Source organism: Paenibacillus sp. LHD-117 (assembly GCF_030929555.1).
Lineage (GTDB): Bacteria > Bacillota > Bacilli > Paenibacillales > Paenibacillaceae > Pristimantibacillus.
In genome coordinates this window covers 169706-196234 of the sequence record NZ_JAVFVT010000007.1, presented here as the reverse complement: position 1 = coordinate 196234, position 26529 = coordinate 169706, and the positions used below count along the sequence as shown (strand labels likewise).

At 57.5% G+C, this 26529-nt stretch carries 28 protein-coding genes; 26 read left to right on the top strand and 2 right to left on the bottom strand.

Annotation, left to right across the window (positions count from 1 at the left end; genetic code table 11):
* The first annotated feature begins 14 nt into the window (after positions 1-14).
* The 7 genes from RB620_RS07615 (at position 15) to coaD (ending at position 6283) form a co-directional block, all read left to right on the top strand.
* Entirely contained in the window at positions 15-1025 is a 1011-nt protein-coding gene (locus RB620_RS07615) for an LLM class flavin-dependent oxidoreductase (RefSeq protein ID WP_308093191.1), read from the top strand.
* A complete protein-coding gene (locus RB620_RS07610; RefSeq protein ID WP_308093189.1) occupies positions 1022-2263 on the top strand; it encodes an amidohydrolase in 1242 nt (413 codons plus the stop codon). The genes RB620_RS07615 and RB620_RS07610 overlap by 4 nt, the downstream gene beginning before the upstream one ends.
* Positions 2264-2352: 89 nt before the next feature.
* Complete coding sequence (locus tag RB620_RS07605) at positions 2353-2850, top strand: DinB family protein (RefSeq protein WP_308093187.1); 498 nt, start codon at positions 2353-2355, stop codon at positions 2848-2850.
* Positions 2850-3437, top strand: coding sequence for a GNAT family N-acetyltransferase (locus RB620_RS07600; RefSeq protein ID WP_308093186.1), 588 nt, complete (start codon positions 2850-2852; stop codon positions 3435-3437). The genes RB620_RS07605 and RB620_RS07600 overlap by 1 nt, the downstream gene beginning before the upstream one ends.
* A 49-nt stretch (positions 3438-3486) precedes the next feature.
* Positions 3487-4824: an LLM class flavin-dependent oxidoreductase gene (locus RB620_RS07595; RefSeq protein WP_308093185.1), complete on the top strand. Its 1338-nt coding sequence runs from the start codon at positions 3487-3489 to the stop codon at positions 4822-4824.
* 321 nt (positions 4825-5145) lie between these two features.
* Entirely contained in the window at positions 5146-5745 is a 600-nt protein-coding gene (rsmD, locus tag RB620_RS07590) for a 16S rRNA (guanine(966)-N(2))-methyltransferase RsmD (protein ID WP_308093245.1), read from the top strand.
* Positions 5735-6283, top strand: a complete 549-nt coding sequence (coaD, locus tag RB620_RS07585) for a pantetheine-phosphate adenylyltransferase (RefSeq protein ID WP_308093243.1) — start codon at positions 5735-5737, stop codon at positions 6281-6283. Before rsmD ends, coaD begins: the two co-directional genes overlap by 11 nt.
* On the opposite strand, the gene RB620_RS07580 is transcribed toward coaD, so the two are convergent.
* Positions 6255-7520, bottom strand: a complete 1266-nt coding sequence (locus RB620_RS07580) for a nucleoside recognition domain-containing protein (protein ID WP_308093183.1) — start codon at positions 7518-7520, stop codon at positions 6255-6257. The two genes, coaD and RB620_RS07580, sit on opposite strands and share 29 nt — an antisense overlap.
* A gap of 112 nt (positions 7521-7632) precedes the next feature.
* On the opposite strand from RB620_RS07580, the gene RB620_RS07575 reads away from it, so the two are divergent.
* Positions 7633-8424: a S16 family serine protease gene (locus RB620_RS07575; protein WP_308093182.1), complete on the top strand. Its 792-nt coding sequence runs from the start codon at positions 7633-7635 to the stop codon at positions 8422-8424.
* A 21-nt stretch (positions 8425-8445) separates the two neighbouring features.
* Here RB620_RS07575 and RB620_RS07570 read toward each other — a convergent pair whose 3' ends face one another.
* Positions 8446-9687: a nucleotidyltransferase gene (locus tag RB620_RS07570; protein WP_308093180.1), complete on the bottom strand. Its 1242-nt coding sequence runs from the start codon at positions 9685-9687 to the stop codon at positions 8446-8448.
* A gap of 180 nt (positions 9688-9867) precedes the next feature.
* Here RB620_RS07570 and RB620_RS07565 point away from each other — a divergent pair, with 180 nt between their 5' ends.
* The 18 genes from RB620_RS07565 (at position 9868) to trmD (ending at position 26500) form a co-directional block, all read left to right on the top strand.
* Positions 9868-10392, top strand: a complete 525-nt coding sequence (locus tag RB620_RS07565) for a YceD family protein (protein WP_308093179.1) — start codon at positions 9868-9870, stop codon at positions 10390-10392.
* Between the two features lie 195 nt (positions 10393-10587).
* A complete protein-coding gene (rpmF, locus tag RB620_RS07560) occupies positions 10588-10761 on the top strand; it encodes a 50S ribosomal protein L32 (protein WP_006036546.1) in 174 nt (57 codons plus the stop codon).
* Positions 10762-10929: 168 nt separating this feature from the next.
* Positions 10930-11526: a transcription factor FapR gene (gene fapR, locus RB620_RS07555; RefSeq protein ID WP_308093242.1), complete on the top strand. Its 597-nt coding sequence runs from the start codon at positions 10930-10932 to the stop codon at positions 11524-11526.
* On the top strand, positions 11510-12499 hold the full coding sequence (plsX, locus tag RB620_RS07550) for a phosphate acyltransferase PlsX (RefSeq protein WP_308093172.1): 990 nt from the start codon (positions 11510-11512) through the stop codon (positions 12497-12499). Before fapR ends, plsX begins: the two co-directional genes overlap by 17 nt.
* A 10-nt stretch (positions 12500-12509) precedes the next feature.
* Positions 12510-13496, top strand: coding sequence for a beta-ketoacyl-ACP synthase III (locus RB620_RS07545; protein WP_308093170.1), 987 nt, complete (start codon positions 12510-12512; stop codon positions 13494-13496).
* Positions 13497-13529: 33 nt separating this feature from the next.
* Positions 13530-14462: an ACP S-malonyltransferase gene (gene fabD, locus RB620_RS07540; RefSeq protein WP_308093169.1), complete on the top strand. Its 933-nt coding sequence runs from the start codon at positions 13530-13532 to the stop codon at positions 14460-14462.
* Positions 14463-14496: 34 nt separating this feature from the next.
* Positions 14497-15246, top strand: a complete 750-nt coding sequence (gene fabG / locus RB620_RS07535) for a 3-oxoacyl-[acyl-carrier-protein] reductase (RefSeq protein ID WP_308093167.1) — start codon at positions 14497-14499, stop codon at positions 15244-15246.
* Between the two features lie 89 nt (positions 15247-15335).
* Positions 15336-15569, top strand: coding sequence for an acyl carrier protein (gene acpP, locus RB620_RS07530; protein WP_087572610.1), 234 nt, complete (start codon positions 15336-15338; stop codon positions 15567-15569).
* 191 nt (positions 15570-15760) lie between these two features.
* Positions 15761-17002 carry a beta-ketoacyl-ACP synthase II gene (gene fabF, locus RB620_RS07525; protein ID WP_308093164.1) on the top strand — a complete coding sequence of 414 codons (1242 nt, stop codon included), beginning with the start codon at positions 15761-15763 and terminating at the stop codon, positions 17000-17002.
* Positions 16992-17693: a ribonuclease III gene (gene rnc, locus RB620_RS07520; protein ID WP_308093162.1), complete on the top strand. Its 702-nt coding sequence runs from the start codon at positions 16992-16994 to the stop codon at positions 17691-17693. Before fabF ends, rnc begins: the two co-directional genes overlap by 11 nt.
* Before the next feature lie 178 nt (positions 17694-17871).
* Positions 17872-21459 (top strand): chromosome segregation protein SMC, encoded by a 3588-nt coding sequence (gene smc / locus RB620_RS07515; RefSeq protein WP_308093161.1) that lies wholly within the window; start codon positions 17872-17874, stop codon positions 21457-21459.
* A gap of 100 nt (positions 21460-21559) precedes the next feature.
* On the top strand, positions 21560-22567 hold the full coding sequence (gene ftsY / locus RB620_RS07510) for a signal recognition particle-docking protein FtsY (RefSeq protein WP_308093158.1): 1008 nt from the start codon (positions 21560-21562) through the stop codon (positions 22565-22567).
* Between the two features lie 209 nt (positions 22568-22776).
* Positions 22777-23187 carry a putative DNA-binding protein gene (locus RB620_RS07505; RefSeq protein WP_308093156.1) on the top strand — a complete coding sequence of 137 codons (411 nt, stop codon included), beginning with the start codon at positions 22777-22779 and terminating at the stop codon, positions 23185-23187.
* Complete coding sequence (gene ffh / locus RB620_RS07500) at positions 23166-24554, top strand: signal recognition particle protein (RefSeq protein ID WP_308093154.1); 1389 nt, start codon at positions 23166-23168, stop codon at positions 24552-24554. The genes RB620_RS07505 and ffh overlap by 22 nt, the downstream gene beginning before the upstream one ends.
* Before the next feature lie 41 nt (positions 24555-24595).
* Positions 24596-24868, top strand: coding sequence for a 30S ribosomal protein S16 (rpsP, locus tag RB620_RS07495; protein WP_068686962.1), 273 nt, complete (start codon positions 24596-24598; stop codon positions 24866-24868).
* A gap of 27 nt (positions 24869-24895) precedes the next feature.
* The gene (locus RB620_RS07490; RefSeq protein ID WP_308093152.1) at positions 24896-25126 is read left to right on the top strand and encodes a KH domain-containing protein; all 231 of its coding nucleotides are present in this window, start codon (positions 24896-24898) and stop codon (positions 25124-25126) included.
* An 89-nt stretch (positions 25127-25215) separates the two neighbouring features.
* Positions 25216-25740: a ribosome maturation factor RimM gene (gene rimM / locus RB620_RS07485; protein ID WP_308093151.1), complete on the top strand. Its 525-nt coding sequence runs from the start codon at positions 25216-25218 to the stop codon at positions 25738-25740.
* Positions 25741-25744: 4 nt separating this feature from the next.
* Entirely contained in the window at positions 25745-26500 is a 756-nt protein-coding gene (gene trmD / locus RB620_RS07480) for a tRNA (guanosine(37)-N1)-methyltransferase TrmD (RefSeq protein WP_308093150.1), read from the top strand.
* The last annotated feature ends 29 nt before the right edge of the window (positions 26501-26529 follow it).

The window sequence follows — 26529 nt, the reverse complement described above, 5'->3', positions numbered from 1 at the left end:
AGGGAGGGAACGCCATGTCTTATTCGTTTGGCATATTGGATCAAAGTATCGTTTTTCCAGGGTATACCGCCTCTGAGGCATTAGAGAATACCGTCAAGCTTGCGCGTCTTGCGGAACAGCTTGGTTACGATCGCTTCTGGGTAGCTGAGCATCACGATTCGCCGAGTACGGCGGGGTCGTCGCCGGAAGTTCTTATTTCATATTTGCTGGCGCAAACGGAGAGCATCCGGATCGGCTCGGGCGGCGTCATGCTGCAGCATTACAGCCCTTACAAGGTGGCGGAAAACTTCAATCTCCTAGCCACGCTCGCTCCAGGCCGCGTCGAGCTGGGCATCGGCCGCGCACTCGGCGGACTTCCGCGCTCGACCAAAGCGCTCCAGAAGGGCGTGACGGAGCATGACAGTCTCGAAGCGAAGCTCTCGGAGCTGCGTTCGCTGCTTGTCGGACCAACGGATGAGGGACATCCCCTCGCCGGTTTGACTGCCAGTCCGCTGCCGGCAACGCCGGCAGACGTCTATCTGCTCGGGACCAGCCTATCCAGCGCGGAGCTGGCGGCGGAGCAAGGGCTGCCGTATGCGTTCGCGCTCTTCATTAATAACGATCCAGAAACGGCTGCTGCGGCGTTAGAGCTATACAAGACGCACTTCAATCGCGAAAGGGGCGGCGAACCTAAGCCCATTCTGGCGTTGTCGGTTATCGCGGCGGACACGGAGGCGGAGGCGAGCGAGCTTGCAGGTCAACATAAGAGCGTTCGAGTGACGCTTGGCAGCGGCAAAACGGTTAATGTAGCTACGCTGGAGCAGGCGGCGGAATTCGCCAAGCAAGCCGGCGAAACCTATACGGCAGTCGAACGCGAAGCGGATATTACGCGCGGCACGAAGGAGACGGTACGAGCGAGGCTGGTCGAGCTATCTCGGCAATATGGCGTGGATAGCTTCGTCTTCACGACGATCATTCCGGATTACGCCAAACGGGCACGTTCCTTCGAGCTTCTGAAGGAAGCGTTCGCGGAGGAGTTCGTATGAGCACGTCGGCGACGAGGGAGAATTTGGCGCAGCGTTTGATCGCGATCAGACGGCGTCTGCACGAGTATCCGGAATTGTCCGGTGAAGAGCGCGCGACGACGGAAGCCATCAAGCTGTGGTTATCCGAAGCCGGTATTCGCATCGTCGATTACGGACTCCCGACAGGTGTCATCGCGGAGATCGGCGGCAGCGCCGGGGCTGCTTTTGATGGTCAAGCCGTTGCCCAAGGTTCGGGCACATCGGTGCCGCGGTTTCCCGTCGTTGCGCTGCGAGCGGATATCGACGCGCTGCCGATCCGGGAGGAGACGGGGCTGCCCTATGCATCGAAGGTGGACGGCAAGATGCATGCTTGCGGCCATGACTTTCATACCGCGGCATTGCTTGGAGCGGCATTCGGACTGAAGAAACGGGAGAGTGAGCTGCCTGGCGTCGTTCGGCTTCTGTTCCAACCAGCCGAAGAGAAAGCGAAGGGAGCGCAGCAACTCATTGCCGCCGGCGTTCTTGAAGGTGTGAACGCCATCTACGGCATCCACAATAAACCGGATTTGCCCGTCGGGACGATCGGCGTTCGGGGCGGTCCGCTTATGGCGGCCGCCGACGGCTTCGTCGTCGAGGTTGACGGCATCGGCACGCATGCCGCTTCGCCCGAAGCCGGCTCGGATCCCATCGTAACGGCATCGCATATCATTACGGCGCTGCAATCCATCGTCAGCCGCAATGTCAGCGCGCTCGACAGCGCGGTAATCAGTGTGACGAGACTACACGCAGGCAGCGCTTGGAACGTCATCTCTGAGAAAGCCGTCTTCGACGGAACGATCCGCACGTTCACGGAGCATGTACGCGGAACCGTCCTGCAACGCTTCGAGCAAGTGGTGGCCGGCGTGGCGTTGGCATTCGGCACGACCGCCCGCGTGAAGTGGATCGAAGGTCCGCCCGCTGTCGTGAACGACAATCGCTGGGCGGAAATCGCCAGCAGGACTGCCGCGGCCCAGGGGAACACGGTCGTTGAACCGGCATTGTCTCCGGCCGGAGAGGATTTTGCATTTTATTTGCGGCAAACACCGGGAGCCTTCTTGTTCATTGGTGTCGATGGACCGCAGCAATGGCATCATCCCGCCTTCGATTTGAGCGAGGAAGCGCTGCCCGTCGCCGCGAAGCTGCTCGAAAACTTAGCCTTGGATGCCCTTCGGGAGCTTACTGTGACGGAAGACGCGAAGCAGGAAGACGTCGGCGATTAAGACGCCGGAGCCTGAATCAATTATTTTCAGAATATTGAGGCATTTATTGATGCTTATGACGATTGTTATCGAATAGGGAGGCGGATACGATGGGAAACACGGCAACATCGGCACAATCGACCATCGCGGCATACGTGAAGGCGTACGAGGAGATCGAGAGGGAGATCGCCGGACTGACGGTGGAAGAATTGAGGTGGAAGGCTGCACCTGCTTCTTGGAGCGTTACGGAGGTATTCTCGCATCTGGTGGACCACAGTATCGTCGTATCGTTCCGCATAAGGGAAATATTGGCGGGTTCGACGGTTCGGCTGCCCGCCTTCGATCAAGACGCTTGGGTAGCGGGGCAGAAAGCGAACGAGGAGCATGTCGCGCATATCGCAGCGGCGGCGCATTCGCTCGTGGCGTACAATGCCCGCTTGCTCGCTCGTCTGACGAAGGAAGAATGGTCTGCGGCCGGCGTGAATGCTAAGGGCGACAAAGTGACGATCGCGGACATCATCCCCGCGTTCGTGGCGCATGTGGAGAGACATCTCGGCCAAATTCGCAGAATCAAGGAGCAGGCGGCAAGCGGAAAGGACGTGCGCTGATGGGAGAAAGTGCGATCAGCGGAGCTGGGGAGCTTCAAACGTCCACGCCCACTCATGAGCGGCGTATCGTCATCCGGAACGTATCTGCCGATGATCGTCAGGCACTAGAGGACGTTCTGCTAGACGCATACGGCGAATACGAGCAGAAGCTGTCCGAACAGAAGTGGTCGGAATACAAGGCGAGCATCTTGCATGCGATCGAAGAAGCGCCGACGAGCGCCAGGCTGGTAGCGGAGCTGGACGGCGAAGTAGTTGGCAGCGTGTTCCTGTTCGACTCGGCCGAGAAGGCTTACGGTCATCCGGAGCTGGGCATCGAAACGCCTATCCTTCGGCTACTCGCGGTGTCGCGCAAGGCGCGCGGCGCGGGCGTAGCTACCGAGCTGATCCGGGCAAGCGCCGTCCATGCCAAGGAGCAAGGTGCGGCGACGCTCCATCTGCATACTTCCGATCTGATGGACGCGGCGATCCGCTTGTACGAGCGGCTCGGATTCGAGCGGGCGTACGACAAGGAATTCATGAACGGAGATATTCTGGTGAAGAGCTACCGGCTGCATTTGGCGGACAGTACGCTGTTGCAGCAACATTAAGGAAGCTCAGCACAATTAGGTGATAAGACATGGATAGGGAGGAATTACGATGAGCAATCGAAAACAAATCAAGTTCGGCGCCATCATTCACGGCGTGGGCGGCAATATATCCGGTTGGCGCCATCCTGAGGTGCCCGCTGATGCAAGCGTTAGTCTCGACTTCTACAAACGGCAGGCCGCTACCGCCGAGAAGGGCAAGTTCGATCTTGTATTTATTGCGGACGGCTTGTACATTAACGAAAAATCGATCCCTCACTTTCTGAATCGCTTCGAGCCGATCACCATTTTGTCGGCGCTCGCGACGGTCACGTCCAAGATCGGGTTGGTCGGCACGTTGTCGAGCTCGTACAGCGAACCGTTTAACGTGGCGCGCCAATTCGGTTCCTTGGACCATATCAGCGGCGGCCGCGCAGGCTGGAACGTCGTTACGTCTCCGCTGGAAGGCTCGGCAGGCAACTTCGGAAGGGTCCATCACCCGACTCACGACGAACGTTACGAGATCGCCGAGGAATATCTGGAGGTCGTTCGCGGATTGTGGGACTCCTGGGAGGACGACGCCTTCGTGCGCGACAAGGCATCGGGCGTCTTCTTCGACCCTTCGAAGCTGCACCGCCTCGATTATAAGGGCAAGCACTTCTCCGTGACGGGACCGCTTAATATTGCGCGCTCCAGTCAAGGGCATCCCGTCATTTTCCAAGCGGGCTCGTCGGAGAGCGGCAAAAAATTGGCGGCGAAGGAAGCGGACGCCGTCTTCACCGGCCACGAGAGCATCGAAGAAGCCAAGGCGTTCTATAAGGATGTCAAGGATCGTACGGCGGCAGCTGGCCGCTCGGCGGATGATATCGTTATTTTGCCCGGCATCGGACCCATCATTGGCAGGACGGCGGAGGAGGCCGAGCGCAAGTATGAGGAGTTAGCCGGTCTCGTATCCATCGAGAACGCATTGAACTACCTTGGACGATTTTTCGAGCACCACGATTTCTTGCAATATCCGCTCGACGAGCCGTTCCCGGATCTCGGCGATCTCGGAAGCAACAGCTTTCGCAGCGGCACCGACAAAATCAAAAAGACAGCGAAGGAAAAGGGGCTTACGCTCCGCCAAGTTGCACTACAATCGGCAACACCTCGCACGCCGTTCATTGGCACTCCGGAGAAGATCGCCGATCTCATTCAGCAGTGGCATGAGGAGGAAGCCGCAGACGGATTTATCGTGCATACTCATATCCCAAGCGGGTTGGAGGATTTCGTAGAGCTCGTCGTACCGATCCTGCAGGAGCGCGGCTTGTACCGCGAGGATTACGAGTCGGCCACCCTGCGCGGCAACCTTGGTTTGCCGATTCCAGAGAATCGGTATGTCAAGAACGGGGCTGAGGCGAAACAGATCTAATTAGAGAAAGATGCGCAGACGTCCCGATGGGGGCGTCTTTTCTTTCTTTTGCAGGAAGAGTAAGTTGAAAAAAAATCGGGCGCCCCTTTCGGGACGCCCTTTTCATGGGAGAGGAGAAACCGGACGAAGAGCTTATGGGGAAACGTAAGTCTTCTCCGCGGTTGTCTACGGCATCTTGCGACGCCGATGATTTTATCTTGTCCGCTTTCGGAAAGATTATACATTGCCCTCCGAAAAAAACTTGTCCATGTGAGCTATTCTTTCTTCCCGCAGGGAATGTATGGTACGATAGGCGGAATAGCATTGAAAGGGGTAGTTGCAGTGAGAGTCATCTCCGGAGCGGCCAAAGGCCGCCCGCTCAAAGCCGTGCCCGGCAACAATACGAGGCCGACGACGGATAAAGTGAAGGAAGCGATCTTCAGCATGATCGGTCCTTATTTCGACGGGGGAGCTGCACTCGACTTGTTCGCGGGAACCGGCGGACTCGGCATCGAAGCATGGAGCCGGGGCGTGGAACGGGTCGTATTCGTCGACAGGGAGAAAATCAGCATCGATATCATACGCCATAACGTTGCGGCTGCAGGCGCGGAGCGGGCCGCCGAAATTTATCGCAACGACGCCGAACGGGCGTTGAAGGTGCTTGCGAAACGAAGCTTGAAATTTGATCTCGTTTTCCTCGATCCGCCATACCGAATGACGACAATGGACCAGCTGATGACGGAGATGGCAGAGAAGGACATGCTGGAGCCGGATGCGGTCGTCGTGGTGGAGCACGACGCGGAGGTCGATTATCCGGAGGAGTTGGTTTCGTTCCGTCAAATCAGGCAGGCCAAATACGGTGATACCGCCGTTACCATATATGAATACATAAACAATGAAGACAGCCTTGACAGGAGAGATTCCAATGGTGATGAACAATAACAACGGACAAACGAGCGAAGTGCAACCCGGAACGGGGGACCCGGTAAAAAAAGAACGGATCGCTGTTTATCCCGGCAGCTTCGACCCGGTTACGTTCGGGCATCTAGACATCATCAAACGCTCGGCGAAGCAGTTCGACCGGCTGATCGTCGCCGTCCTTAACAATACGAGCAAAAACCCGCTTTTTACAGTTGAGGAGCGCAAAGAGCTGTTGGCCGAGGTGACGAAGGATATTCCGAACGTGGAGATCGATAGCTTCCGCGACCTGCTCGTCCGTTTTATGCGATCGAAGCAGGCCGACGTTATCATTCGGGGCATCCGTTCGGTGACGGACTTCGAATACGAGCTGCAGCTAGCCTCGACGAACCATCTGCTCGACCAAGATATCGACACGATGTTTATGATGACGAATCCGAAATACTCTTATTTGAGCTCCAGTATCGTCAAGGAAATCGCGATGTTCAGAGGCGAAGTGCACGAGCTGGTGCCGCCAGAGGTCGAGGTTCGGCTCAAGGCGAAGATCGATTCGCGGAAGTAAACGGGCGCAGCAACAGATAAGCCATGATCGCCAGCGAGAATAGAACAACGAAAGTTCCCGCGGCGTAAGGCCATAAGCCGTGCAGTTGTCCGGCGGTAACGGCTTCGGCCGGAAACCGGATGCCGAACGATGAAGCGTGATATTCCCCTCCCGAGATGACGGGGAAGCTTGCGTTCGGCGCCAGCCGCCCGACGAGCGAGCCGACAGGCTTCCAGAGGAGCAGCGTGAGCAAGAACGCGTGCAGGGCATGGTTCAGTCGGTGCAGGGCAAACGGAAGCAGCTTCAAGCCGGTGCCCGCGACGGAATAGCCGGTCTGCAGGATGCCGCTCAGGCCGCCCCAAGCGAGGACGGCGGCGATGACCGCGCATACCATCGCGACGTCAGTGCCCGGCAGCTCCCATACCGCTGCCGCGTAAGCGCCGAGATGTCCTTCGAAGAAGGCGGGGCCGAAGAAAGTTAGCCCAAGCTTGACGGCTGGGGCGTAGAGCGGCTCGGCGAGCTTGGCCAGCATGGAAGCGATGATCATAAACCCTCCGATCATCATCAGCTTCTGGACGCCGACGGTAACGGAATCTCCCAGAACCTTTCCGAAGCTGCGGCCGTCCCGTTCCCTGCCTTCCTGCATGGCCGAGGCCGCCGCGCGGAGCAAGCCTCTCTTCGGCGGCGCGGTTGGTTCCATCGCGGCATTGGCTGATTCCTTCGGAGCTTGATCCGCGAGAGACACTGCCGATCTTCTTATCCTGAACAAGGAAGAGAGGAAAAGCAGCCAAAGCGCGGACACCCAGACGGCTCCGGCGACAAGTACGCCGGCTAGCGGCTTGTGCAGGAAGCCGGCTCCGACGATGACGAGCATGAAGAGCGGGTTCGGCATATGCGCGTACGCGAGCAGCTGCTGGCCTTGGCTGCGGCTGATCAGATCCCGCTTGCGCAGCGAAGCGACGGCCTCGGCGCCGGCCGGATAACCGCCGAGCCAGCCTAAGACGACCGGCAAAGCGGCTTCTCCGGGCAGGCGGAATAGACGGTTCATGGTCGGACGCAGAAGCGCCCCCATGCCGTGGGCAAGCCCGAACGCAAGCATGATTTCATAGAGGACCAGGAAGGGCAGCAACCCAGGGAAGACGATATTCCACCAGACGGTAAGCCCCTTCAGCGATGCTTGGAAGGAAGCGTCCGGCTGCGTGATGATGGAGCCGACGAGCAGGATGGAGAGGATGGCAAGCGTGATCGTTTTGGCCAATGCCGTTCAACTCCTCTTGGACAAACGTATACGTTAATGTGTACGCCGGCCATGGACGAGTTAGACCTGTTGCCGCATATGGCGATTGGGATGGGAAATGAGGGAGAGCAGGATGGGGGAGAAGTGGCCCGCGGCGAGGAGAATGCTGTTGTCGGCGGCCGCGACGGCATTCGCGATGTGGCTGCTGCTGTACGCGCCGTCCCCGTATGTCGTCTACGAGCCCGGCATAGCGGTTCCCGTGGAACCGATGGTCGCATTGGCGGATACGAACGCGCATGCGGATGACGATGAAGAGAAGCCAGGCACGTTCGTACTGACGGCGGTCCGGCTGACGGATCCGAACCTTTGGGGCGTCATTCGGGCCGGCGCCGACCGGAACAAGGACGTGCGTTGGAAGCAGGACGTGTTCGGTGGACGATCGAAAACGCAATATGTGGAACGACTGAACGCGGTGATGAGCGGCTCGCAGGAAGCGGCGGTACAAGCCGCCTATTCCTATGCGGGGGTTCCGTTTCATGTCGATAAAGGCATGGCGGTGCCCGAAAGGGCGGATAAAAGGTTACGGATCCACGCGGATGAAATCGGCGGGCCTTCCGCCGGGCTCGTCTTCGCGCTGCAGGGGGTGGACCTGCTTACGGAAGGCGATCTTGCGCAGGGGCTCCGAATAGCCGCGACGGGCACGATCGATGCCCATGGGAAAGTAGGCGCGATCGGCGGCGTGAAACAAAAGGCGGTCGCCGTAAGTCGCGAGAACGTGGACCTGTTCCTCGTCCCGCAAGCGAACGAGTCGGAAGCCCGGAGGACATCCGGGCGGATGGAAGGCGGCCCCGCGGTCGTAGGCGTCGAGACGCTGGATGAAGCCGTTCGGGCGATTGCCGACTTCGCGACCGCTGGTCGCGGCTAAAGACAGCCAGTCCGATCGGCGCTATACGATGACCGGCATGTCTCTGAAGTCGCGGAATAGATCCACCGCGTTGGCTCCCGGAACGCCGAGCAGGTAAGCGGCGCTGGCGGCCGTGTCGAGGTCGAGGTAGCGGAACCGTTCCGGGGGTCGCGCCGCGCTGAGCAGGACGGGCATGGTCGCGGTTTTCTTCATCTGTTTGAGCAATTGCCGGCCTTTATCGGTGAAGCCGAGTATGCGCAAGTATCCTGCGCCGGAACGTAGCTTGTCCGCGGTGAAATCCGATTTGGCGTGACCGAGCAGCACGGACAAGAGCGCGCGCTGCAGCTTCGTGCGGGTGTATCTTTTTGTTTTGAGCTGAGCCAGAAGCGATTCGAAGCTGACTGTTTCGAGATTCGGCAAGCTTTGAAGAAGACGATGCTCAAGCCCTTCCGACAGCTCGTGCAGCTGGCCCAACTGTTCGGCGCTACTTGTCAGCATGCCGTGCAGGAGCGGATGCATATAATGATCCCATCCGATCGGGGCAAGCCTTTTCTCCACGCAGTCGGACAATAGTTCATAAGTAGAAGCCGGGACGAAGGGTAGAATATCCGTCAAAGAGAGCCCCTCGAACAGTCGTTTTCGGATGGCGGTGGCGCTTGCGATCCGGATGTCCGTAATCGTAGTCTGATTGTATTCCGCTTTCTCCCTGGCGATCGTGAACGGTTCCATACGCCCGCGCAGCCGTCGATGGGCGATCAGGTAATGCAGGCCGAGCGTATGGTTTGGCTGGTCGAACGGGAACGACGAAGCGTCGGCATCGCCTTGCTCCGCCGTATATGCGGCGATCGCCCCGCTGTAGGCCTGCGGATAAGCCATGCCGGTCTCAAGCCGCTGTTTCAGCAAACGCTTGAACGCCTCCGGTTCATCCGAGGCCAGCTCCGCCGCCCGCAGCAGCGGGGAGAGCAGGCCGCTCTCGGTGCCGAAGCAGAACGCATCCACGACGCCGGTCGCTTCGAGCAGCGAGACGGCTCCGTAGGCGAACCATTCGGCGGCTTGGGTCGCATACGCGACGGGCAGCTCGATGACGAGATCGCAGCCTCCTGCGAGCGCCATGCGCGTCCGAGTCCACTTGTCGACGAGGGCTGGCTCTCCGCGCTGCAGGAAGTTGCCGCTCATGACGGCGACGACCGCTTCGGCTCCCGTTATTTTGAGCGATTGCTGCAAATGATAAGAATGTCCGTTGTGGAACGGGTTGTATTCTACGATCAGACCTACTGTCCGCATGATTCCGATCCTCTCTGTTATTGGATGTTCCTTCCACTATAGCACAGAGGCGGCTATTCGATCCAAGAAGCCCGGGTAACGCAGCGCATCTATCGGTTTCCCTAAGGTGCACAACGTGAAATTGTTGACAAAACGATAGGCGAATAGATATAATAATCTTTGTTTGTTTGGGGTGATGATATGTTGTTTCGTATGCAAGAGATGATGTCCAAAGGCTTGAAAGCATCGGTTAAGGAAGAGTTGGATGTAAGCGACCTGTTCAAGGGACGTTCGGACGTGATTCAAGCGGGACCTCTGTCCGTATCGCTTGAAGTGACTGGCCACGACGGATATATCACCGTGGAAGGCGAGATGTCCGCCGATCTAGAGCTGGCTTGCTCGCGTTGCCTGGAGCCGACGAAGGAACATACAGTCATTCCTTTCTACGAGCAGTTCAAGCCAGCGACGAGTGATACGCCAGGCGATGAGGAATCCGATGAAGAAGAAGACGATGAGTTCGTGGAAGTGGCAGGGGATAAGCTGGACCTGAAACCGTACCTGGAAGAATCGCTTCTGCTGTTCATGCCTTTCGCTCCGCTATGCGCGAAGGATTGCAAGGGACTTTGCCAGGTATGCGGGCAGAACCTGAATGAGCACACATGCAGCTGCAAGAACGAGAAGATCGACCCTCGCTTCGCGGCGCTCAAGGATTTGTTTAAGGAGTAGTTTGATTTTGAAATGGAGTATCCCGGATTTCAGCACCGAGAAGGTTGGACGAAGCCGAGAACTGAGGAACGGAGCGTAGCAGAGCTACGTGAGTACCGGAAGTTCCGGCTGAGTTCAAGATTCGACGTCGAGTAAGCTTCCCGAGTTACTTCGTGATCAAATTTGGAACTTCAATTTGTGAAGGAGGTGGGAAAGATGGCAGTACCACAACGTAGAACATCCAAGACTCGCCGCGACAAACGTCGCACGCATTTCAAGCTGGCAGTACCGGGCATGGTGAAATGTGAGCAGTGCGGAGAGCTGAAATTGGCTCACCACGTATGCAAAGTGTGCGGATATTACAAAACGAAAGAGATCATTTCCCAATAGGACGGATCTCGGCGACGGTAGCACTTCATCTCGCGATGGGGTGCTATTTTTTTTGCCGCATTGCGCATGGAGCGTTTTTTTTATATACTGTCTTAGTACCAGGTGATAAAATGTGCTCCTATACATATCCTATAATGAAGCGCAAAGGCGGTGCCGAGCATGGATCGAATGACCAAACGACAGCGGCATCAGCAGCTGGCCCAGCATATAGAAGACAATCCTTTTATAACGGATCGCGAGCTTACCCGCTTGCTCAAGGTCAGCATCCAGACGATCCGGCTCGACCGGATGGAGCTCGGCATTCCGGAGCTAAGGGAAAGAATGAAGCTGATGGCGGAACGTTCTTATGATTCCGTCAAATCGCTTCCGCTACACGAGGTCATCGGCGAAATCGTCGATCTTGAGCTCGACAAGAGCGGCATTTCCATCTTCGAAATCCGCGAGGAGCACGTGTTCTCCAGAACGTCGATCGCGCGGGGCCATCATGTGTTCGCGCAGGCGAACTCGCTGGCGGTCGCCGTTATCGACGACGCCATCGCGCTGACGGTCACGGCGGACATCCGCTTCATTCGGCCGGTGCGGCTGGGGGAGAAGTGCATCGCGAAGGCTTACGTGCGCTCGATCTCGGGCGAGCGAAGCAAGTCCAAGGTGGAGCTATTCACGTACGTGGGCGACGAGATGGTATTTCAGGGGAACTTCGTCATCTTTAGATCGGCAGGAAATTCAGACAATAAAGGAGGCGAGGCACATGCGGATCGCGATTGATGCCATGGGCGGCGACCATGCGCCTGGGCTAATCGTAAAAGGCGCGCTGGAAGCCGCCGCCGAATGGCCGGATACGGAGCTGTTGCTGGTCGGCGACCAGGCGGCGATCGAGCCGCTGCTCGAAGGCGCCAAGCCTTCCAACATTACGATACATCATGCCGACGACGTGATCGGGCCGGACGATGAGCCGGTCCGCGCGGTAAGGCGGAAGAAAGGCGCTTCGATGGTCGTGGCCGGCACGCTCGTGAAGGAAGGCCGCGCGGAAGCGATGCTCTCTGCGGGCAATACGGGCGCGCTTATGGCAACCGGCTTGCTCGTGGTAGGGCGCATGGAAGGTATCGAGCGCCCAGCGCTAGCGCCGATGATGCCGACCATGGACGATAAAGGCGTGCTCGCGCTCGATCTGGGCGCCAATATGGACGCGAAGCCGGAGCATTTGCTCCAGTACGCGATCATGGGCAGCATTTACCGTTCCAAAGTTCATGGCATGGACAAGCCGCGCGTCGGACTACTGAACGTGGGCACGGAAGCGATGAAGGGCAACGAAGTGTCCAAAGCGGCGTACGAATTGCTGGAGAAAGCTCCGATTCATTTTATCGGCAACGTAGAAGCGAGGGACGTGTTGTCCCGCAATTGCGATGTACTCATCTGCGACGGCTTCGCAGGCAATATTATGCTTAAGGCGATGGAAGGAGCCGCAGGAACCATCTTCTCTTCACTGAAGGACGCGTTCGGGCATTCGGTGCTGACCAAGATTGCCGCAGCCATCATGCTGCCGCGGCTCAAGCAATTGAAGAAGAAAATGGACTACAAGGAACATGGAGGCGCTCCGCTGCTTGGCTTGAACGGCCTCGTGGTGAAGTGCCACGGTTCATCCGACGTCGTCGCGGTCAAGAACGCGGTCCGTCAAGCGAGATTGGCTCTACAAGCGAAATTAATCGACTCGATTACCGCAGAAATCAACGGGAAGTGAGTGTTTACCTATGAGTTTGCATCCTGTCGGCATTATCGGCACGGGCAAATATGTGCCCGAGCGCATTCTTACGAATCATGATTTGGAACAAATGGTGGAAACGAACGACGAGTGGATCGTCACCCGGACCGGCATCCGGGAGCGCCGCATGGCAGCGGCGACGGAAGCGACGTCCGATCTAGCCTACGAAGCGTCCAAGCGCGCGCTTGCCGCCGCGGGGCTCACGGCCGAGGATCTTGATTTGATCCTCGTAGCGACGATTACGCCCGATATGTTTTTCCCGTCGACGGCATGCCTGCTCCAGGACAAGCTCGGCGCGAAGAAGGCGGCGGCTTTCGACCTGTCGGCAGCTTGCTCCGGCTTTATTTACGGCCTTGCGACGGCTTCGAACATGATCGCGACCGGCATGTACAAACACGTGCTCGTCGTAGGTGCAGAAACGTTGTCCCGCATCACCGATTATACGGACCGCAACACGTGCATTCTGTTCGGCGATGGCGCGGGCGCCGTCGTGCTAGGACAAGTCGAAGAGGGACGCGGCTTCCTCTCGTTCGAGCTGGGCGCCGACGGAAGCGGCGGAGAGTTGCTGAAGGTCGGCGGCGGCGGGTCGCGATTGCCGGCATCCGCGGACACGATCAGCGAGAAGCAGCATTATATTTACATGGCGGGCAACGATGTGTTCAAATTCGCGGTCCGCATTATGGGCAGCGCCGCCGAGGACGCGCTGGCGAAAGCCGGCAAAACCAAAGAAGACGTGGATTTGCTCGTGCCGCATCAAGCGAATATCCGAATTATCCAATCCGCGCTGAACCGGCTCAACCTGCCGGAAGACAAAGCGATGATCAATCTGGACAAATACGGCAACATGTCCGCCGCTTCGATTCCCGTCGCGCTCGCTGAAGCCGTGGAGCAGAACCGGGTGAACCCTGGCGATTGTCTCGTGTTGGTCGGATTCGGCGGAGGCTTGACTTGGGGATCTTCCGTCCTTATTTGGTAAACAAGATAGAGTTTTGTCATGGGGGGAACTGGCATGGGGAAGACGGCATTTATATTTCCGGGGCAAGGCGCCCAGGCTGTCGGAATGGGCAAGGACGCGTATGAGTCGAGCGAGATTGCTCGATCCGTATTCGAACGCGCGAACGAAGCGTTGGGCTTTGACCTTTCGGGGATGATCTTTGAAGGACCCGACGAGAAACTGAAGCAAACCGCGAACACGCAGCCGGCGCTGCTTACCGTCAGCGTTGCCTATCTGGAGCTACTCAAGGATAGCGGCCTGTGGGCGGATTACGTGGCGGGCCATAGTCTTGGCGAATACAGCGCGCTTGTCGCGGCAGGCGTGATGGGATTCGAGGACGCGGTTCGTACCGTGCGCGCACGCGGCGAGTTCATGGAGCAAGCCGTTCCGGGCGGTCTTGGCGCAATGGCGGCGGTACTGGGCGCTGATCGCGAAGAGCTGGCCAAGCTGTGCGCCGATATTTCGGCGGCAGGTACGGCCGTGGAGCTTGCGAACGTCAATTGCCCGGGCCAGATCGTCGTATCCGGCACGGCAGCCGGCGTTGCGGCCGTAGGCGACAGAGGCAAGGAAGCCGGCGCGAAACGCGTCATTCCTCTTGAAGTTAGCGGACCGTTCCATTCTTCGCTTATGCGGCCTGCGGCCGATCGCCTCAGCGAGAAGCTGGCGGACGTTGCGCTCAGCGATGCGGAGATGCCGATCGTAGCGAACGTAACCGCCAGCGGCACGACATCCGCAAACGATATTCGCAGCCTGCTCGTCGAGCAAGTCTATTCGCCCGTCCTCTGGGAGGACAGCGTGCGTTACTTGATCGGCCAAGGCGTCGATACGTTCGTGGAGATCGGCTCCGGCACGGTGCTCGCCGGCTTGATCAAGAAGATCGACAGGGACGTGCGCGTGTTGTCCGTCAACAGCTTGGCATCCCTCGAGACGCTGCAAGTGAATCAATAACGGCAATCGTTTATTTCGTAAAGGAGGGAAAGGGATGTTTGCAAGCTTGGAAGGCAAAAAAGCGCTTGTGACGGGAGCTTCCCGCGGCATAGGCAGGGCGATCGCGATCGCGCTGGCGGAAGCCGGCGCCGATGTAGCCGTGAACTATTCGGGCAGCGAAGCGGCCGCCGCCGAAACGGCGCAAGCGATCGAAGCGCTGGGACGCCGCGCCGTCATCGTGAAAGCGAATGTCGGCAAGGCGGACGAATTCGACGCGATGGTCAAGGATACCATCGAGAAGCTTGGCGGCCTCGACATTCTGGTGAATAACGCCGGCATTACAAGAGATAATTTAATTATGCGTATGAAGGAAGAGGAGTTCGATCAAGTGATCGAGACGAATCTGAAGGGCGTGTTCAACGGCGTGAAAGCCGTTACCCGCCACATGATGAAGCAGCGTTCCGGCCGGATCATCAACATCTCTTCCGTCGTAGGCGTGCTCGGCAATCCCGGCCAAGCGAACTACGTGGCCGCGAAGGCCGGCGTGATCGGCCTCACCAAAGCAAGCGCGCGCGAGCTCGCGTCGCGCGGCATTACAGTGAACTGCGTGGCGCCGGGCTTCATCCAGACGGATATGACGGACAAGCTGCCGGAAGAGATGAAGGCGTCCCTGTCCGGCCAAATCCCGCTTGCGCGCCTCGGCGACGCTTCCGATATCGCGAATGCGGTAAGGTTCCTCGCGTCCGACGCGGCCGCTTACATGACCGGCCAGACGGTTCACGTCGACGGCGGCATGTATATGTAGGTCAAAAGCGATTTTTTGAACATCATCTAGAGGTAAAGATGGCATTTTGCTTGTAATTCTCGTATAATACGGTGGAGGAGGTGAACCGGATGTCCGAAGTAGTAGATCGCGTAAAACGTATTGTCATCGACCGCCTTGGCGTAGACGAAGCAGAAGTAACGCTTGAAGCTTCCTTCAAAGATGACCTCGGCGCTGACTCTCTTGACGTAGTTGAATTGGTCATGGAGCTGGAAGACGAGTTTGATATGGAAATCTCTGACGAAGACGCAGAGAAAATCACGACGGTGGGAGAAGTTGTAACTTACATACAATCTCATACCTAAGGAAGGACAAGTCCCGTTTCAAGGAGCGGGACTTCTCTCCATGTTAAGCGCTTTTATCTTCCGATTTTCCATGTCAAAGCTGCCGAAGAGACGCATCGCTTTGCTCTAACCGTTACGATTGGCTTAATCGCTATTTATATAGAACGAAACGGCAGGTTGCCGTTATATCGCTGTTTGCAGAGGTGAATGAAGTGAAACATAGAGTAGTCGTGACAGGCATGGGGGTAATGACCTCGTTAGGTTCGAACATCGAACAATTTTGGAACAATCTGCTCGAAGGCAAATCCGGCGTTTCCGTCGTTGAGGCTTTCGACTTCTCCGAATATCCGACGCGCATCGCCGCGGAGGTCAAAAACTTCAATCCGGAAGATTACGGCATCGAGCGCAAGGAAGCGCGCAAGATGGACCGCTTCGTCCAATTCGCGTCCGTAGCCAGCAAGCTGGCCGTCGCGGATGCCGGCCTGGATATCGGCAACAATGCCGACGCTGAACGCGTGGGCGTCATGATCGGTTCCGGCATTGGCGGACTGGGTACATGGGAAGACCAGCATAACGTGTTGCTGGAGAAAGGCCCGAAACGCGTGAGCCCGTTCTTCATCCCAATGATGATCGCGAACATGGCCTCCGGCCAAGTATCGATGCTGACGGGCGCGAAGGGGCCGAACAGCACGGCGGTTACCGCCTGCGCAACCGGTACGCATTCCATCGGCGACTCGTACAAAATGATTCAAAGAGGCGACGCCGACGTGATGATCGCGGGCGGCGCGGAAGCGACGATCCGTCCTACGGGCATGGCGGGCTTCTGCTCGATGCGCGCGATGTCGACGCGCAACGATGAGCCCGAGAAAGCAAGCAGGCCGTTCGACGTAGACCGCGACGGCTTCGTCATGGGCGAAGGCGCGGGCGTGCTCGTGCTGGAGTCGCTGGAGCATGCGAAAGCGCGCGGCGCCAAGATCTACGCCGAAGTGATCGGCTACGGCATGAGCGGCGACGCGTTCCACATGACCGAACCGGATCCTGACGGCGCGGCTCGCTGTATGGCCAAGGCGATCAAAGATGCCGGCATCCAGCCTTCCGAAGTGGATTACATTAACGCGCACGGCACGTCGACGCCGGTCGGCGACCGCTCTGAAACAACGGCGATCAAGCGGACGTTCGGCGACCATGCCTACAAGGTAGCGGTCAGCTCGACCAAGTCGATGACCGGGCATCTGCTCGGAGCGGCAGGCGGCGTGGAGGCGGTCATTCTGGCGCTTACGCTGCAGAATGGCGTCATTGCCCCTACGATCAACCTGGACAACCAGGATCCGGAGCTCGATTTGGACTACGTGCCGAATAAACCGCGTCAAGCGGACGTTCGGGTCGCATTGTCCAATTCCTTCGGCTTCGGCGGGCATAATGCCACGATTGTGATGAAAGCGTATGAAGCGTGATAATTTCGACGAGCTGCAGCAGAAGCTGCAGCTCGATTTCAAAAGAAGCAGGCTGCTGAGGCAGGCGTTCACCCATACGTCTTACGTGAACGAGCACAAACGCGGCTCCGTCCAAGATAACGAGCGTTTGGAGTTCCTTGGCGATGCCGTCCTCCAGCTGCTCGTATCCGAGTATCTATTCGCGACGTATCCGAAGCGGCCGGAGGGCGAACTGACGCGGATGCGCGCATCCGTCGTTTGCGAGCCTTCGCTCGCGTTTTTCGCCGAACGGCTGGAGCTCGGCAAACATGTATTGCTCGGCAGAGGCGAAGAGCAGCTCGGCGGCAGACACCGTCAAGCGCTGCTTGCCGATCTGTTCGAATCGTTTATCGGCGCGCTCTTCCTGGATTCAGGCATTGACCGTACGCGCGAATTTTTGGAGGAGCATATGTTCCCGCATATCGAATCCAACGACTTCGGCCTGCTCATGAAGGACGCCAAGTCTAAGCTTCAGGAGCGCGCGCAGCATTACGGTCTCGGGCCTGTCGAATACCGGATCGTCGAAGAACGCGGTCCTGCCCATGACCGGGAGTTTATCGTCGAGGTATACCTCGGAGAGGAACGTTACGGGCTCGGGGCGGGTCGCACGAAGAAGGAAGCCGAGCAGCGTTCGGCGGCCGAAGCTTGGAACAAGCTGGCTCCGGAATCATGAGCAAAAAACCTTTGGACTTCGCGGTCCAAAGGTTTTTTGTCTTACAAGCGAAGATTAGGTGAATGAGGGCGGCCGGGGAATGTATGCGAGGCGTAGAATGGCGGGAGAAGACCGCCCGAAATGATTAACGCAAATAACGATTATGTGTTACAATGTGGGGTGAGGTGAAAACCAAGACATGTTTTTGAAACGTATCGAATTAGCGGGATTCAAGTCCTTCGCCGATAAGACCGAAATGGAATTTGTAACCGGTATTACGGCGGTGGTAGGGCCGAACGGCTCGGGAAAAAGCAATATCTCCGACGGCATCCGCTGGGTGCTTGGCGAACAAAGCGCGAAGAGCCTTCGCGGCGGCAAGATGGAAGACATCATTTTTGCCGGGAGCGACGCGCGCAAAGCGGTCAATTACGGCGAGGTATCGCTGACGCTCGACAACGCGGACGGCGCACTCCCGCTGGAATATAACGAGGTTACGGTCACGCGGCGGGTTCACCGTAGCGGAGACAGCGAATATTTGATCAACAAACAGCAATGCCGTCTCAAGGATATAACGGAGCTCTTTATGGATACCGGGATCGGCAAGGAAGCGTATTCGATCATCGGCCAGGGCCGGATAGAGGAAATCTTGAGTACGCGCTCCGAGGATCGCAGGGGTATCTTCGAGGAAGCATCGGGCATCGTGAAGTACAAGTCGCGGAAGCGGGAAGCCCAGAAGAAGCTTGACGAGACCGAGCAGAACCTGCTGCGCATCCATGACCTCGTCTCGGAGCTCGAAGATCAAGTGGAGCCGCTTCGCAAGCAATCGGAGAAGGCGATTCACTTCAGGGCGCTAAAGGAAGAGTTGAAGACCAAAGAGATATCCATGTACGTACATAATATCGAGACGGTTCACCGTGCATGGTCGGAAGCGACGGACAAGCTCGAGAAGCTGCAAGAGGAACAGCTGAAGCTGTCGACGGTCGTCAGCAAACACGATGCCCACTTGGAGCAGGACCGGCAGCAGCTTCGCGACATCGAGCTGGAGCTGGACGAGCTTCACGGGGCGATGCTTCAGCTCAGCGAAGACGTGGAGAAATGCGAAGGTTACGGCGAGGTGCTGAAGGAGCGCAAGCGCAACCTGGAGCAGAACAAGCGAGGTCTTGAAGAATCGATGGTCGCGCAGGATGCCCGTATTGCCGCGCTGACGAAGGACGAGGCTGAATTCCGCAGCAAGTCGGCGGCTCTTGAGCTGACGCTCGCGGATCTGCGCGTCAAGCTTGCCGCAGAGGAGTCGAATCTGCTGGGCGTTGCCGGCGGAGCCGTGGTCGATGCGGAAGAGAAACTCAAAAGCGAGCTGTTGGACGTGCTTAGCGCGATGGCGCAGACGCGCAACGAGATCCGGTACGCCGCGCAGCAGCAAGAGACGTTGCAAAGACGCATGGAGCGCATCAGCGACGACGAATCGAAGCGCGCCGAGCAGCAAGCCCGGCTTGACGAGCGGAGAACGCAACTGGAGCAATCGCTGCAGGCGACGCTGGCCGCGCTTGAGAATGCGCGCGGACGTATGCTGGCGGAGACGGAAGGCGGCCGTTCCGTCGCGGCCAGTCTCGAAGAGGTGACGGCCGCGGTTCGGAAGTGGGAGCAGCGGCTCGATAGCCATATCTCCAGACGCGACACGATGAAAGAAATGCAGGATGCGCTCGACGGTTTCATGCAAGGCGTCAAGGAAGTGCTGAAGGCGGCTCGCCGCGGATCCGGCGGCATAGCCGGCGTACACGGCGCGGTCGCGGAGCTGCTTCGCGTGCCGCAGCGCATCGAAGTCGCCGTCGAGACCGCGTTAGGCGGCGCGCTGCAGCATATCGTCATGGAAGACGAACGTTCCGCCCGAGCGGCGATCGGCTTCCTGAAGCAACGCCAGCTCGGTCGGGCAACGTTCTTGCCGCTCGACGTAATCAGAGGCCGCATGGTGCCCGAGAACGACAAGCGGACGGCTTCGTCCGAGGACGGTTTCGTCGGCGTGGCGGCAGACTTGGTCGGATGCGACGAACGTTACCAAGCCATCGTGAACAATTTGCTTGGCAACGTGCTGTTAGCGGAGACGCTGGAGCAGGCGAACCGCATTGCATCGAGATGCCAATACCGTTACCGTGTCGTAACGCTCGAAGGTGACGTCGTTAACGCGGGCGGTTCAATGACGGGCGGCAGTCTGCAGAAGCGCGGTGCGAGCCTGCTCGGGCGCGGCCGTCAGATCGAAGCGCTGGACCAAGAAATCAAGGAAGCGGAATCGACGGTGCAGCAGTTGAAGGCGAAGCTCGGCGATCTCCGCAAGGAGCAATCAATCCGGTCCCAGAACGTTGAGGAGCTTCGCTCCCAGGCGGAGAAGTGTCGCATCGACGAGCAGGGCATTCGGGCCGAGTTGCAGCAGATGAAGTCCGAGGAGAAGCTGCTCACGGAGCAGCGCGAAGTATCATCGTCCGAGAAAACGTCGCAGACGAACGAACGAGAGCTGCTCGCCAAATCGGCCGAGGAAGCGGAGAAGCGTCTCGAGACGTTAATCATCGACGAAGCGCGTCTTCAGGAAGCGATCCGGATGGCAGAGGAGCGCCGCAAGGCAAGCGAATCGGCCAAGGAAGAGCTGCAGGGCCAATTGACCGATCTGAAGATCGCCGTTGCGAAAACGGATCAGGAGAAGCTGAGCTTCGAGGATCAGGCGAATCGCGTCAGAAGCGATATCCAGCGCGCGAAGAATGAGCTGGCAAGTCTGCGAGCGGTGTCCGCGCAGCAGGAGGAAGAGCTGACGCGACACGGCGAAGAAAGCGTGAACCAGATCGCGCAACTCAACGATCTCCGCATCAAGAAGGCGAACTGCGCCGAGCAGACCGATCTGAAGCGCGCCGCGCGCGCGCATCGCATCGCCGAGCTCGACAAGGGCGAAAGCGAGACGAAGGAGCAGCGGGCGCAGCTTCGCGTCGTCGAGGAAAACATGCGGCAGACGGAGATCGCCTTGAACCGGCAGGACGTGGAGCTGGACAACCTGTTGCGCAAGCTGAGCGAAGAATACGAGCTCAGCTACGAGCTGGCCAAGGAACATTATCCGGTGCCTGAGGACGTGTCCGGCACGCAGAACGAGGTCCGCGAGCTGAAGCGCAAGATTACGTCGCTCGGCGACGTCAATCTGGGCGCGATCGAGGAATACGAACGCGTGAAGGAACGATATGAATTCCTCTCCGAACAGAAGGACGACCTGATCGAAGCCAAGACGGCGCTTTATCAGGTCATTAAGGAAATGGACGACGAAATGTCGAAGCGGTTCCGTACGACATTCGAAGCGATCCGCAAACATTTTGTCGTCGTGTTCAGCAAGCTGTTCGGCGGCGGACGAGCCGATCTTGTCCTAGTGGAACCGGACCGCGTGCTCGACACCGGCATCGACATCGTCGCCCAGCCTCCGGGCAAGAAGCTGCAGAACCTGCAGCTTCTCTCCGGCGGCGAGCGGGCGCTGACGGCGATCGCTTTGTTATTCGCGATCCTGCAGGTGAAGCCGGTGCCGTTCTGCGTGCTGGACGAAGTCGAAGCGGCGCTCGACGAAGCGAACGTCGCGCGGTTCGCCCAATATTTACGCGAATTCTCAGGGCTCACCCAGTTCATCGTCGTTACGCATCGCAAGGGCACGATGGAAGAAGCCGACGTCCTCTATGGCGTAACGATGGAGGAAGGCGGCGTGTCGAAGCTCGTATCGGTTCGCCTGGAGGAAGACGGCGGGGACGAGGAGCCGGTTTCCGCATAAAGCTGCTTTGGCGAGCGGAAGCGCGCTGATTTGGGGCATTTGATTAGAATGGATTGTTGAATAGATAGAAAACGGAAGGCAAGGATGGAGGACGGCTCGTATGAGTTTTTTTAAGAAGCTGAAGGAAAGCATCGCCGCCAAGACGGAGGCGGTTACGAACGTATTTAAAGAAGGGTTGACGAAGACCCGGACGGCGTTCGTGGAGAAGGTCGAAGAGTTAATTACCCGCCGCAAAAAAATCGACGAGGAATTTTACGAGGAGCTTGAAGAAATTCTGATCGGCGCGGACGTTGGCGTGAATACGGTCATGACGCTCATCGACGAGCTGCGCGCCGAAGTGAAGAAACGGAAAATCGAGGAAGCGTCCGATCTGCAGCCCATATTGTCAGAGAAGCTCGTCGAACTGCTCAAAGGCGACGACCATGCGGAGCTTCGGATGGCACCCGATGGCCAAATTACGGTCATTCTGTTCGTCGGTGTCAACGGCGTCGGTAAAACGACAACGATCGGAAAGCTGGCGCATAAGTTCAAGAGCGAAGGCAAATCGGTTCTGATGGCGGCTGGCGACACGTTCCGCGCGGGCGCGATCGAGCAGCTCGAGGTATGGGGGCAGCGTGTGGGCGTCGACGTCATCAAGCAGTCGTCCGGCTCCGATCCGGCGGCCGTCATGTTCGATGCCGTACAGGCAGCCAAGCAGCGCAAGGTGGACGTTTTGCTGTGCGATACGGCCGGCCGTCTGCAGAACAAATCGAACCTAATGGAAGAGCTGAACAAAATTTTCCGCGTCATTCAGCGGGAGTTGCCTGAAGCGCCGCACGAAGTATTGCTGGTTCTGGATGCGACCACAGGCCAGAATGCGCTTAGCCAAGCGAAGCTGTTCGGCGAGAAAAGCGGCGTGACAGGCCTCGTGCTGACGAAGCTGGACGGGACGGCCAAAGGCGGCATCGTCGTGGCGATCCGAAACGAACTGAACCTTCCGGTGAAGCTGGTCGGCCTAGGCGAGAAGATGGGCGATTTGCAGCAATTCGATTCAGAGCAGTTCGTGCATGCGCTGTTCGCGGGTCTGATTAGCCGCGACGAAGAACAATCCAGAAGCGCGAATGAATAACTGAGCGTAATGCATGATGGGATGGGGACCGAACGATGGCCCTCGTCCTTTTTTTTCACATTTGCAGGGGCGTGCGTTCTTGTTTGAAGTGACAAGGAAATTAACTTGACAGCGCTTTGGGCGATCGTGTATGATAAGGGACGTTGACATACTGTAAAGGTTTATTCCTTTACGGACGCGAATCGGGATCAGCAAAGGAGGCCTCGGCGATGGGGACGGAACAATCGGATGCCTTAGCCCGAACGACGAGAGTGAATCTCCTCTTCGACTTCTATGAGAGCCTGCTGACCGAGAAACAACGGACCATACTTACGTTTTATTACCACGACGATTTCTCGCTCGGCGAGATCGCATCGGAATTCGGCATAAGCCGGCAAGCCGTATACGACAACATTAAACGTGCCGAAGGCGCGCTCGAGAGTTACGAGGACAAGCTTCTCCTGCTCGAGAAACACGAACGCCTGATGAAAGTCGCGGAACTGTTGGAACGCGGCGTCGAAGAGATCGTAATGAATGATTCAGATAGAAGCAAGCTAATGGCAGCCATCGAACGGCTGAAGGCTGCAGAAGGAACGGCGAGAGAGGGAGGCGAGGATTCATGGCAGCATTTGAAAGCTTGAGCAGCCGATTGCAGAATGTGTTCAGCAAGCTGAAGGGCAAAGGCAAAGTATCCGAAGCCGATGTCAATGAAGCCATGCGCGAAGTTCGGCTGGCCCTGCTGGAAGCCGACGTTAACTTTAAAGTCGTCAAAGACTTCATTGCTAAAGTAAAAGAACAGGCCATCGGCATCGAAGTGTCGAAGAGCTTCACGCCGGGCATGGTCGTCATCGATATCGTCAACAAGGAACTAACCGAGCTCATGGGAGGCACGCAGGCGAAGCTTGCGAAGGCGAACAAGCCGCCCACCGTCATCATGATGGTCGGCTTGCAAGGCGCCGGCAAAACGACGACTTCGGGCAAGCTGGCGAAGTTGCTCCAGAAAGGCAATCACAAGCCGCTCTTGGTCGCCTGCGATATTTATCGTCCTGCCGCCATTAAACAGCTGCAGGTGCTCGGAGAGCAGATCAAGGCTCCGGTATTCGCGCTCGGAGACCAGACGTCGCCGATCGAGATTGCGAAGCAAGGCCTGCAGCATGCCAAGGAGAACGGCAATGACTACGTGATCTTCGATACTGCAGGCCGCTTGCATATCGATGAAACGCTGATGGATGAGCTGAAGCAAATCCACGCGAACGTGAAGCCGGACGAGGTGCTGCTCGTCGTTGACGCGATGACGGGACAAGATGCCGTCAACGTGGCGCAGAGCTTCCACGAGCAGCTCGAGCTGACCGGCGTCGTCTTGACGAAGCTGGACGGCGATACGCGCGGCGGCGCGGCGCTTTCGGTCAAAGCCGTCACGGGACGTCCGATCAAATTCGCGGCGATGGGCGAGAAGATCGATTCTCTCGAGCCTTTCCATCCCGAACGGATGGCTTCCCGCATACTTGGCATGGGCGACATGCTGTCGCTGATCGAGAAAGCCCAGTCGAGCATCGACGCCGAGAAAGCCGCCGAGATGGAACGCAAGATGCGCACTGCGGAATTTACGTTCGACGACTTCCTGGAACAGATGGAGCAGGTACGCAAGCTTGGTCCGCTGGATCAGATCATGGACATGTTGCCCGGGATGGGCAAGATGAAGGGCAACATGAAGGATCTCAAAGTCGACGAGAAACAGATCGGCCGCATCGAAGCCATCGTCCGCTCCATGACGAAGGCAGAGAAACAGAAGCCGGAGCTGCTTAACCATAGCCGCCGCAAGCGCGTCGCGGCAGGCAGCGGAACTACCATCGTCGAAGTGAACCGTTTGATCAAGCAGTTCGACGACATGCGCAAAATGATGAAACAATTTTCGTCCATGATGGGACCGAAAGGTCCCAAAGGCTTGAAGGGCGGCAAGAAAGGCCTGAAAGGCATGCTGGGCAAAAATATGAAGTTCCCGTTCTAATCGGAACCCTAGCTTGATTACTCGAAGGAGGTGAATTGATCATGGCAGTACGTATTCGCTTGAAACGTATGGGCGCTCACAAAGCACCATTCTACCGCGTTGTTGTATCGGATTCCCGTTCGCCGCGTGACGGACGTTTTATTGAAGAAATCGGCACTTACAATCCGGTTGCAGTTCCGGCTCAAGTAACGATTGACGAAGAGAAAGCATTGAAATGGCTGCAGACTGGAGCGCAAGCTTCGGATACTGTTCGCAACTTGCTTTCCAAAGCTGGAGTTTTGAAAAAATTCCACGAACTGAAGCAACAGAAATAATCGTTCAGAGAAGCGGAGGGCTTTGTCATGAAAGATTTAATTCTTGTCATAGCGAAGGCTTTGGTGGATCATCCGGACGATGTGCGCATCCATATGAAGGATGATGACCGCACGACGATTTACGAGCTTTCCGTTCATCCCGAGGATGTCGGCAAAGTGATCGGGAAACAAGGACGCATCGCCAAGGCGATGCGTACGGTCGTAACTTCGGCCTCCGTCAAATCGAGCAAGCGCGTCATTGTCGACATTATTTCATAGGCAGCACGAAGCGGAGGGTCGGGACGAATGTCCTGGCCCTCTTCTGCATGTTATAATAGGGATATTCAACGTGGAAAAGGAATGATGGCATGAACGGCAAATGGTATACGGTCGGCAAGCTTGTGAACACGCATGGTATTCGCGGCGACGTGAAGGTGCTGCCCCAGACGGATTTCGCGGAACAGCGCTTCGCTCCGGGAAGCAAGCTCATGCTTGTGAACGACGAGAACGGCGATCACATGCAGATCAAGGTGACCGGTTCAAGGCTCCAGAAGAACGTCTATGTCCTGAAGTTAGAAGGATTCCAATCGATCAACGAGATCGAGAAATATAAGGGCTGGTCGCTCAAAATTTCCGAAGCGGATCAAGGAAAGCTGGACGAAGGCGAATACTATTATCATGAAATTATCGGCTGCCGCGTAGTGACGGAGGATGGCGAAGCGCTGGGCGAGATTACGGACATCTTAAGTCCCGGAGCCAACGATGTTTGGGTCGTGAAACAAACCGGCGTAAAAAATAAAGAAGTGCTGCTCCCCGTTATCGACGAAGTAGTGTTGAAGGTCGATACGGCGGACAAGCTGGTCACGGTTCGGCTGATGGAAGGATTGATCTGAGCGCATGAGAATCGATGTATTGACGTTGTTCCCGGAAATGTTCGAAGGCGTGTTCGGCGCCAGCATTCTCGGCAAGGCGAAAGAGAAAGGCCTCGTCTCGCTGCAGGCCGTCAACTTCCGCAACTACTCGAACAACAAACATAATACGGTGGACGATTATCCTTACGGCGGAGGCGGCGGGATGGTGCTGAAGCCCGAGCCGGTGTTTGCGGCCGTCGAGGACCTGCAGCTCGATCCCGGCATTCGTCCGCGCGTCATCCTGATGTGCCCGCAAGGAGAGACGTTCACCCAGCACAAGGCGGAAGAGCTGTCGGGTGAGAAACATATCGTGCTGATCTGCGGCCATTACGAAGGGTACGACGAACGGATCCGCGAGCATCTCGTTACCGACGAAATTTCGATCGGTGACTATGTTCTGACAGGAGGCGAGATCCCCGCCATGACCGTCATCGACAGCGTCGTACGGCTGCTGCCAGGCGTGCTTGGCAACGAATCCTCCGCCGTGACCGACTCTTACAGCACGGGACTGCTGGAACATCCGCATTACACGAGACCTCCGGAATTCCGCGGCTGGGGCGTTCCGGATGTATTAATATCGGGGCATCACGCGCGAATCGAGGATTGGCGGCGGGAGCAGTCGCTGCTTCGCACGTTGAAGCGCCGGCCGGAGCTTCTCGAGCGCGTCGAGCTCAGCAAGAAGGAGTGCGTTTGGCTGGAGCAACAGAAACAATCGATGGTCGACAAACAGGCAAACGAATAAGGGAATGCGGCTTCCTGTCGGAGGCTGCA

Coding starts and splice junctions, on each gene's coding strand:
- plsX (WP_308093172.1), top strand. CDS start 11,510: ATGCGGATCGCGATTGATGCCATGGGCGGCGACCATGCGCCTGGGCTA.
- ffh (WP_308093154.1), top strand. CDS start 23,166: ATGGCAGCATTTGAAAGCTTGAGCAGCCGATTGCAGAATGTGTTCAGC.
- RB620_RS07615 (WP_308093191.1), top strand. CDS start 15: ATGTCTTATTCGTTTGGCATATTGGATCAAAGTATCGTTTTTCCAGGG.
- RB620_RS07575 (WP_308093182.1), top strand. CDS start 7,633: ATGGGGGAGAAGTGGCCCGCGGCGAGGAGAATGCTGTTGTCGGCGGCC.
- coaD (WP_308093243.1), top strand. CDS start 5,735: ATGAACAATAACAACGGACAAACGAGCGAAGTGCAACCCGGAACGGGG.
- RB620_RS07545 (WP_308093170.1), top strand. CDS start 12,510: ATGAGTTTGCATCCTGTCGGCATTATCGGCACGGGCAAATATGTGCCC.
- acpP (WP_087572610.1), top strand. CDS start 15,336: ATGTCCGAAGTAGTAGATCGCGTAAAACGTATTGTCATCGACCGCCTT.
- RB620_RS07570 (WP_308093180.1), bottom strand. CDS start 9,687: ATGCGGACAGTAGGTCTGATCGTAGAATACAACCCGTTCCACAACGGA.
- rnc (WP_308093162.1), top strand. CDS start 16,992: ATGAAGCGTGATAATTTCGACGAGCTGCAGCAGAAGCTGCAGCTCGAT.
- rimM (WP_308093151.1), top strand. CDS start 25,216: ATGAACGGCAAATGGTATACGGTCGGCAAGCTTGTGAACACGCATGGT.
- fapR (WP_308093242.1), top strand. CDS start 10,930: ATGACCAAACGACAGCGGCATCAGCAGCTGGCCCAGCATATAGAAGAC.
- RB620_RS07490 (WP_308093152.1), top strand. CDS start 24,896: ATGAAAGATTTAATTCTTGTCATAGCGAAGGCTTTGGTGGATCATCCG.
- RB620_RS07605 (WP_308093187.1), top strand. CDS start 2,353: ATGGGAAACACGGCAACATCGGCACAATCGACCATCGCGGCATACGTG.
- fabG (WP_308093167.1), top strand. CDS start 14,497: ATGTTTGCAAGCTTGGAAGGCAAAAAAGCGCTTGTGACGGGAGCTTCC.
- RB620_RS07505 (WP_308093156.1), top strand. CDS start 22,777: ATGGGGACGGAACAATCGGATGCCTTAGCCCGAACGACGAGAGTGAAT.
- rpmF (WP_006036546.1), top strand. CDS start 10,588: ATGGCAGTACCACAACGTAGAACATCCAAGACTCGCCGCGACAAACGT.
- smc (WP_308093161.1), top strand. CDS start 17,872: ATGTTTTTGAAACGTATCGAATTAGCGGGATTCAAGTCCTTCGCCGAT.
- trmD (WP_308093150.1), top strand. CDS start 25,745: ATGAGAATCGATGTATTGACGTTGTTCCCGGAAATGTTCGAAGGCGTG.
- RB620_RS07610 (WP_308093189.1), top strand. CDS start 1,022: ATGAGCACGTCGGCGACGAGGGAGAATTTGGCGCAGCGTTTGATCGCG.
- rpsP (WP_068686962.1), top strand. CDS start 24,596: ATGGCAGTACGTATTCGCTTGAAACGTATGGGCGCTCACAAAGCACCA.
- RB620_RS07565 (WP_308093179.1), top strand. CDS start 9,868: ATGTTGTTTCGTATGCAAGAGATGATGTCCAAAGGCTTGAAAGCATCG.
- ftsY (WP_308093158.1), top strand. CDS start 21,560: ATGAGTTTTTTTAAGAAGCTGAAGGAAAGCATCGCCGCCAAGACGGAG.
- RB620_RS07600 (WP_308093186.1), top strand. CDS start 2,850: ATGGGAGAAAGTGCGATCAGCGGAGCTGGGGAGCTTCAAACGTCCACG.
- fabD (WP_308093169.1), top strand. CDS start 13,530: ATGGGGAAGACGGCATTTATATTTCCGGGGCAAGGCGCCCAGGCTGTC.
- RB620_RS07595 (WP_308093185.1), top strand. CDS start 3,487: ATGAGCAATCGAAAACAAATCAAGTTCGGCGCCATCATTCACGGCGTG.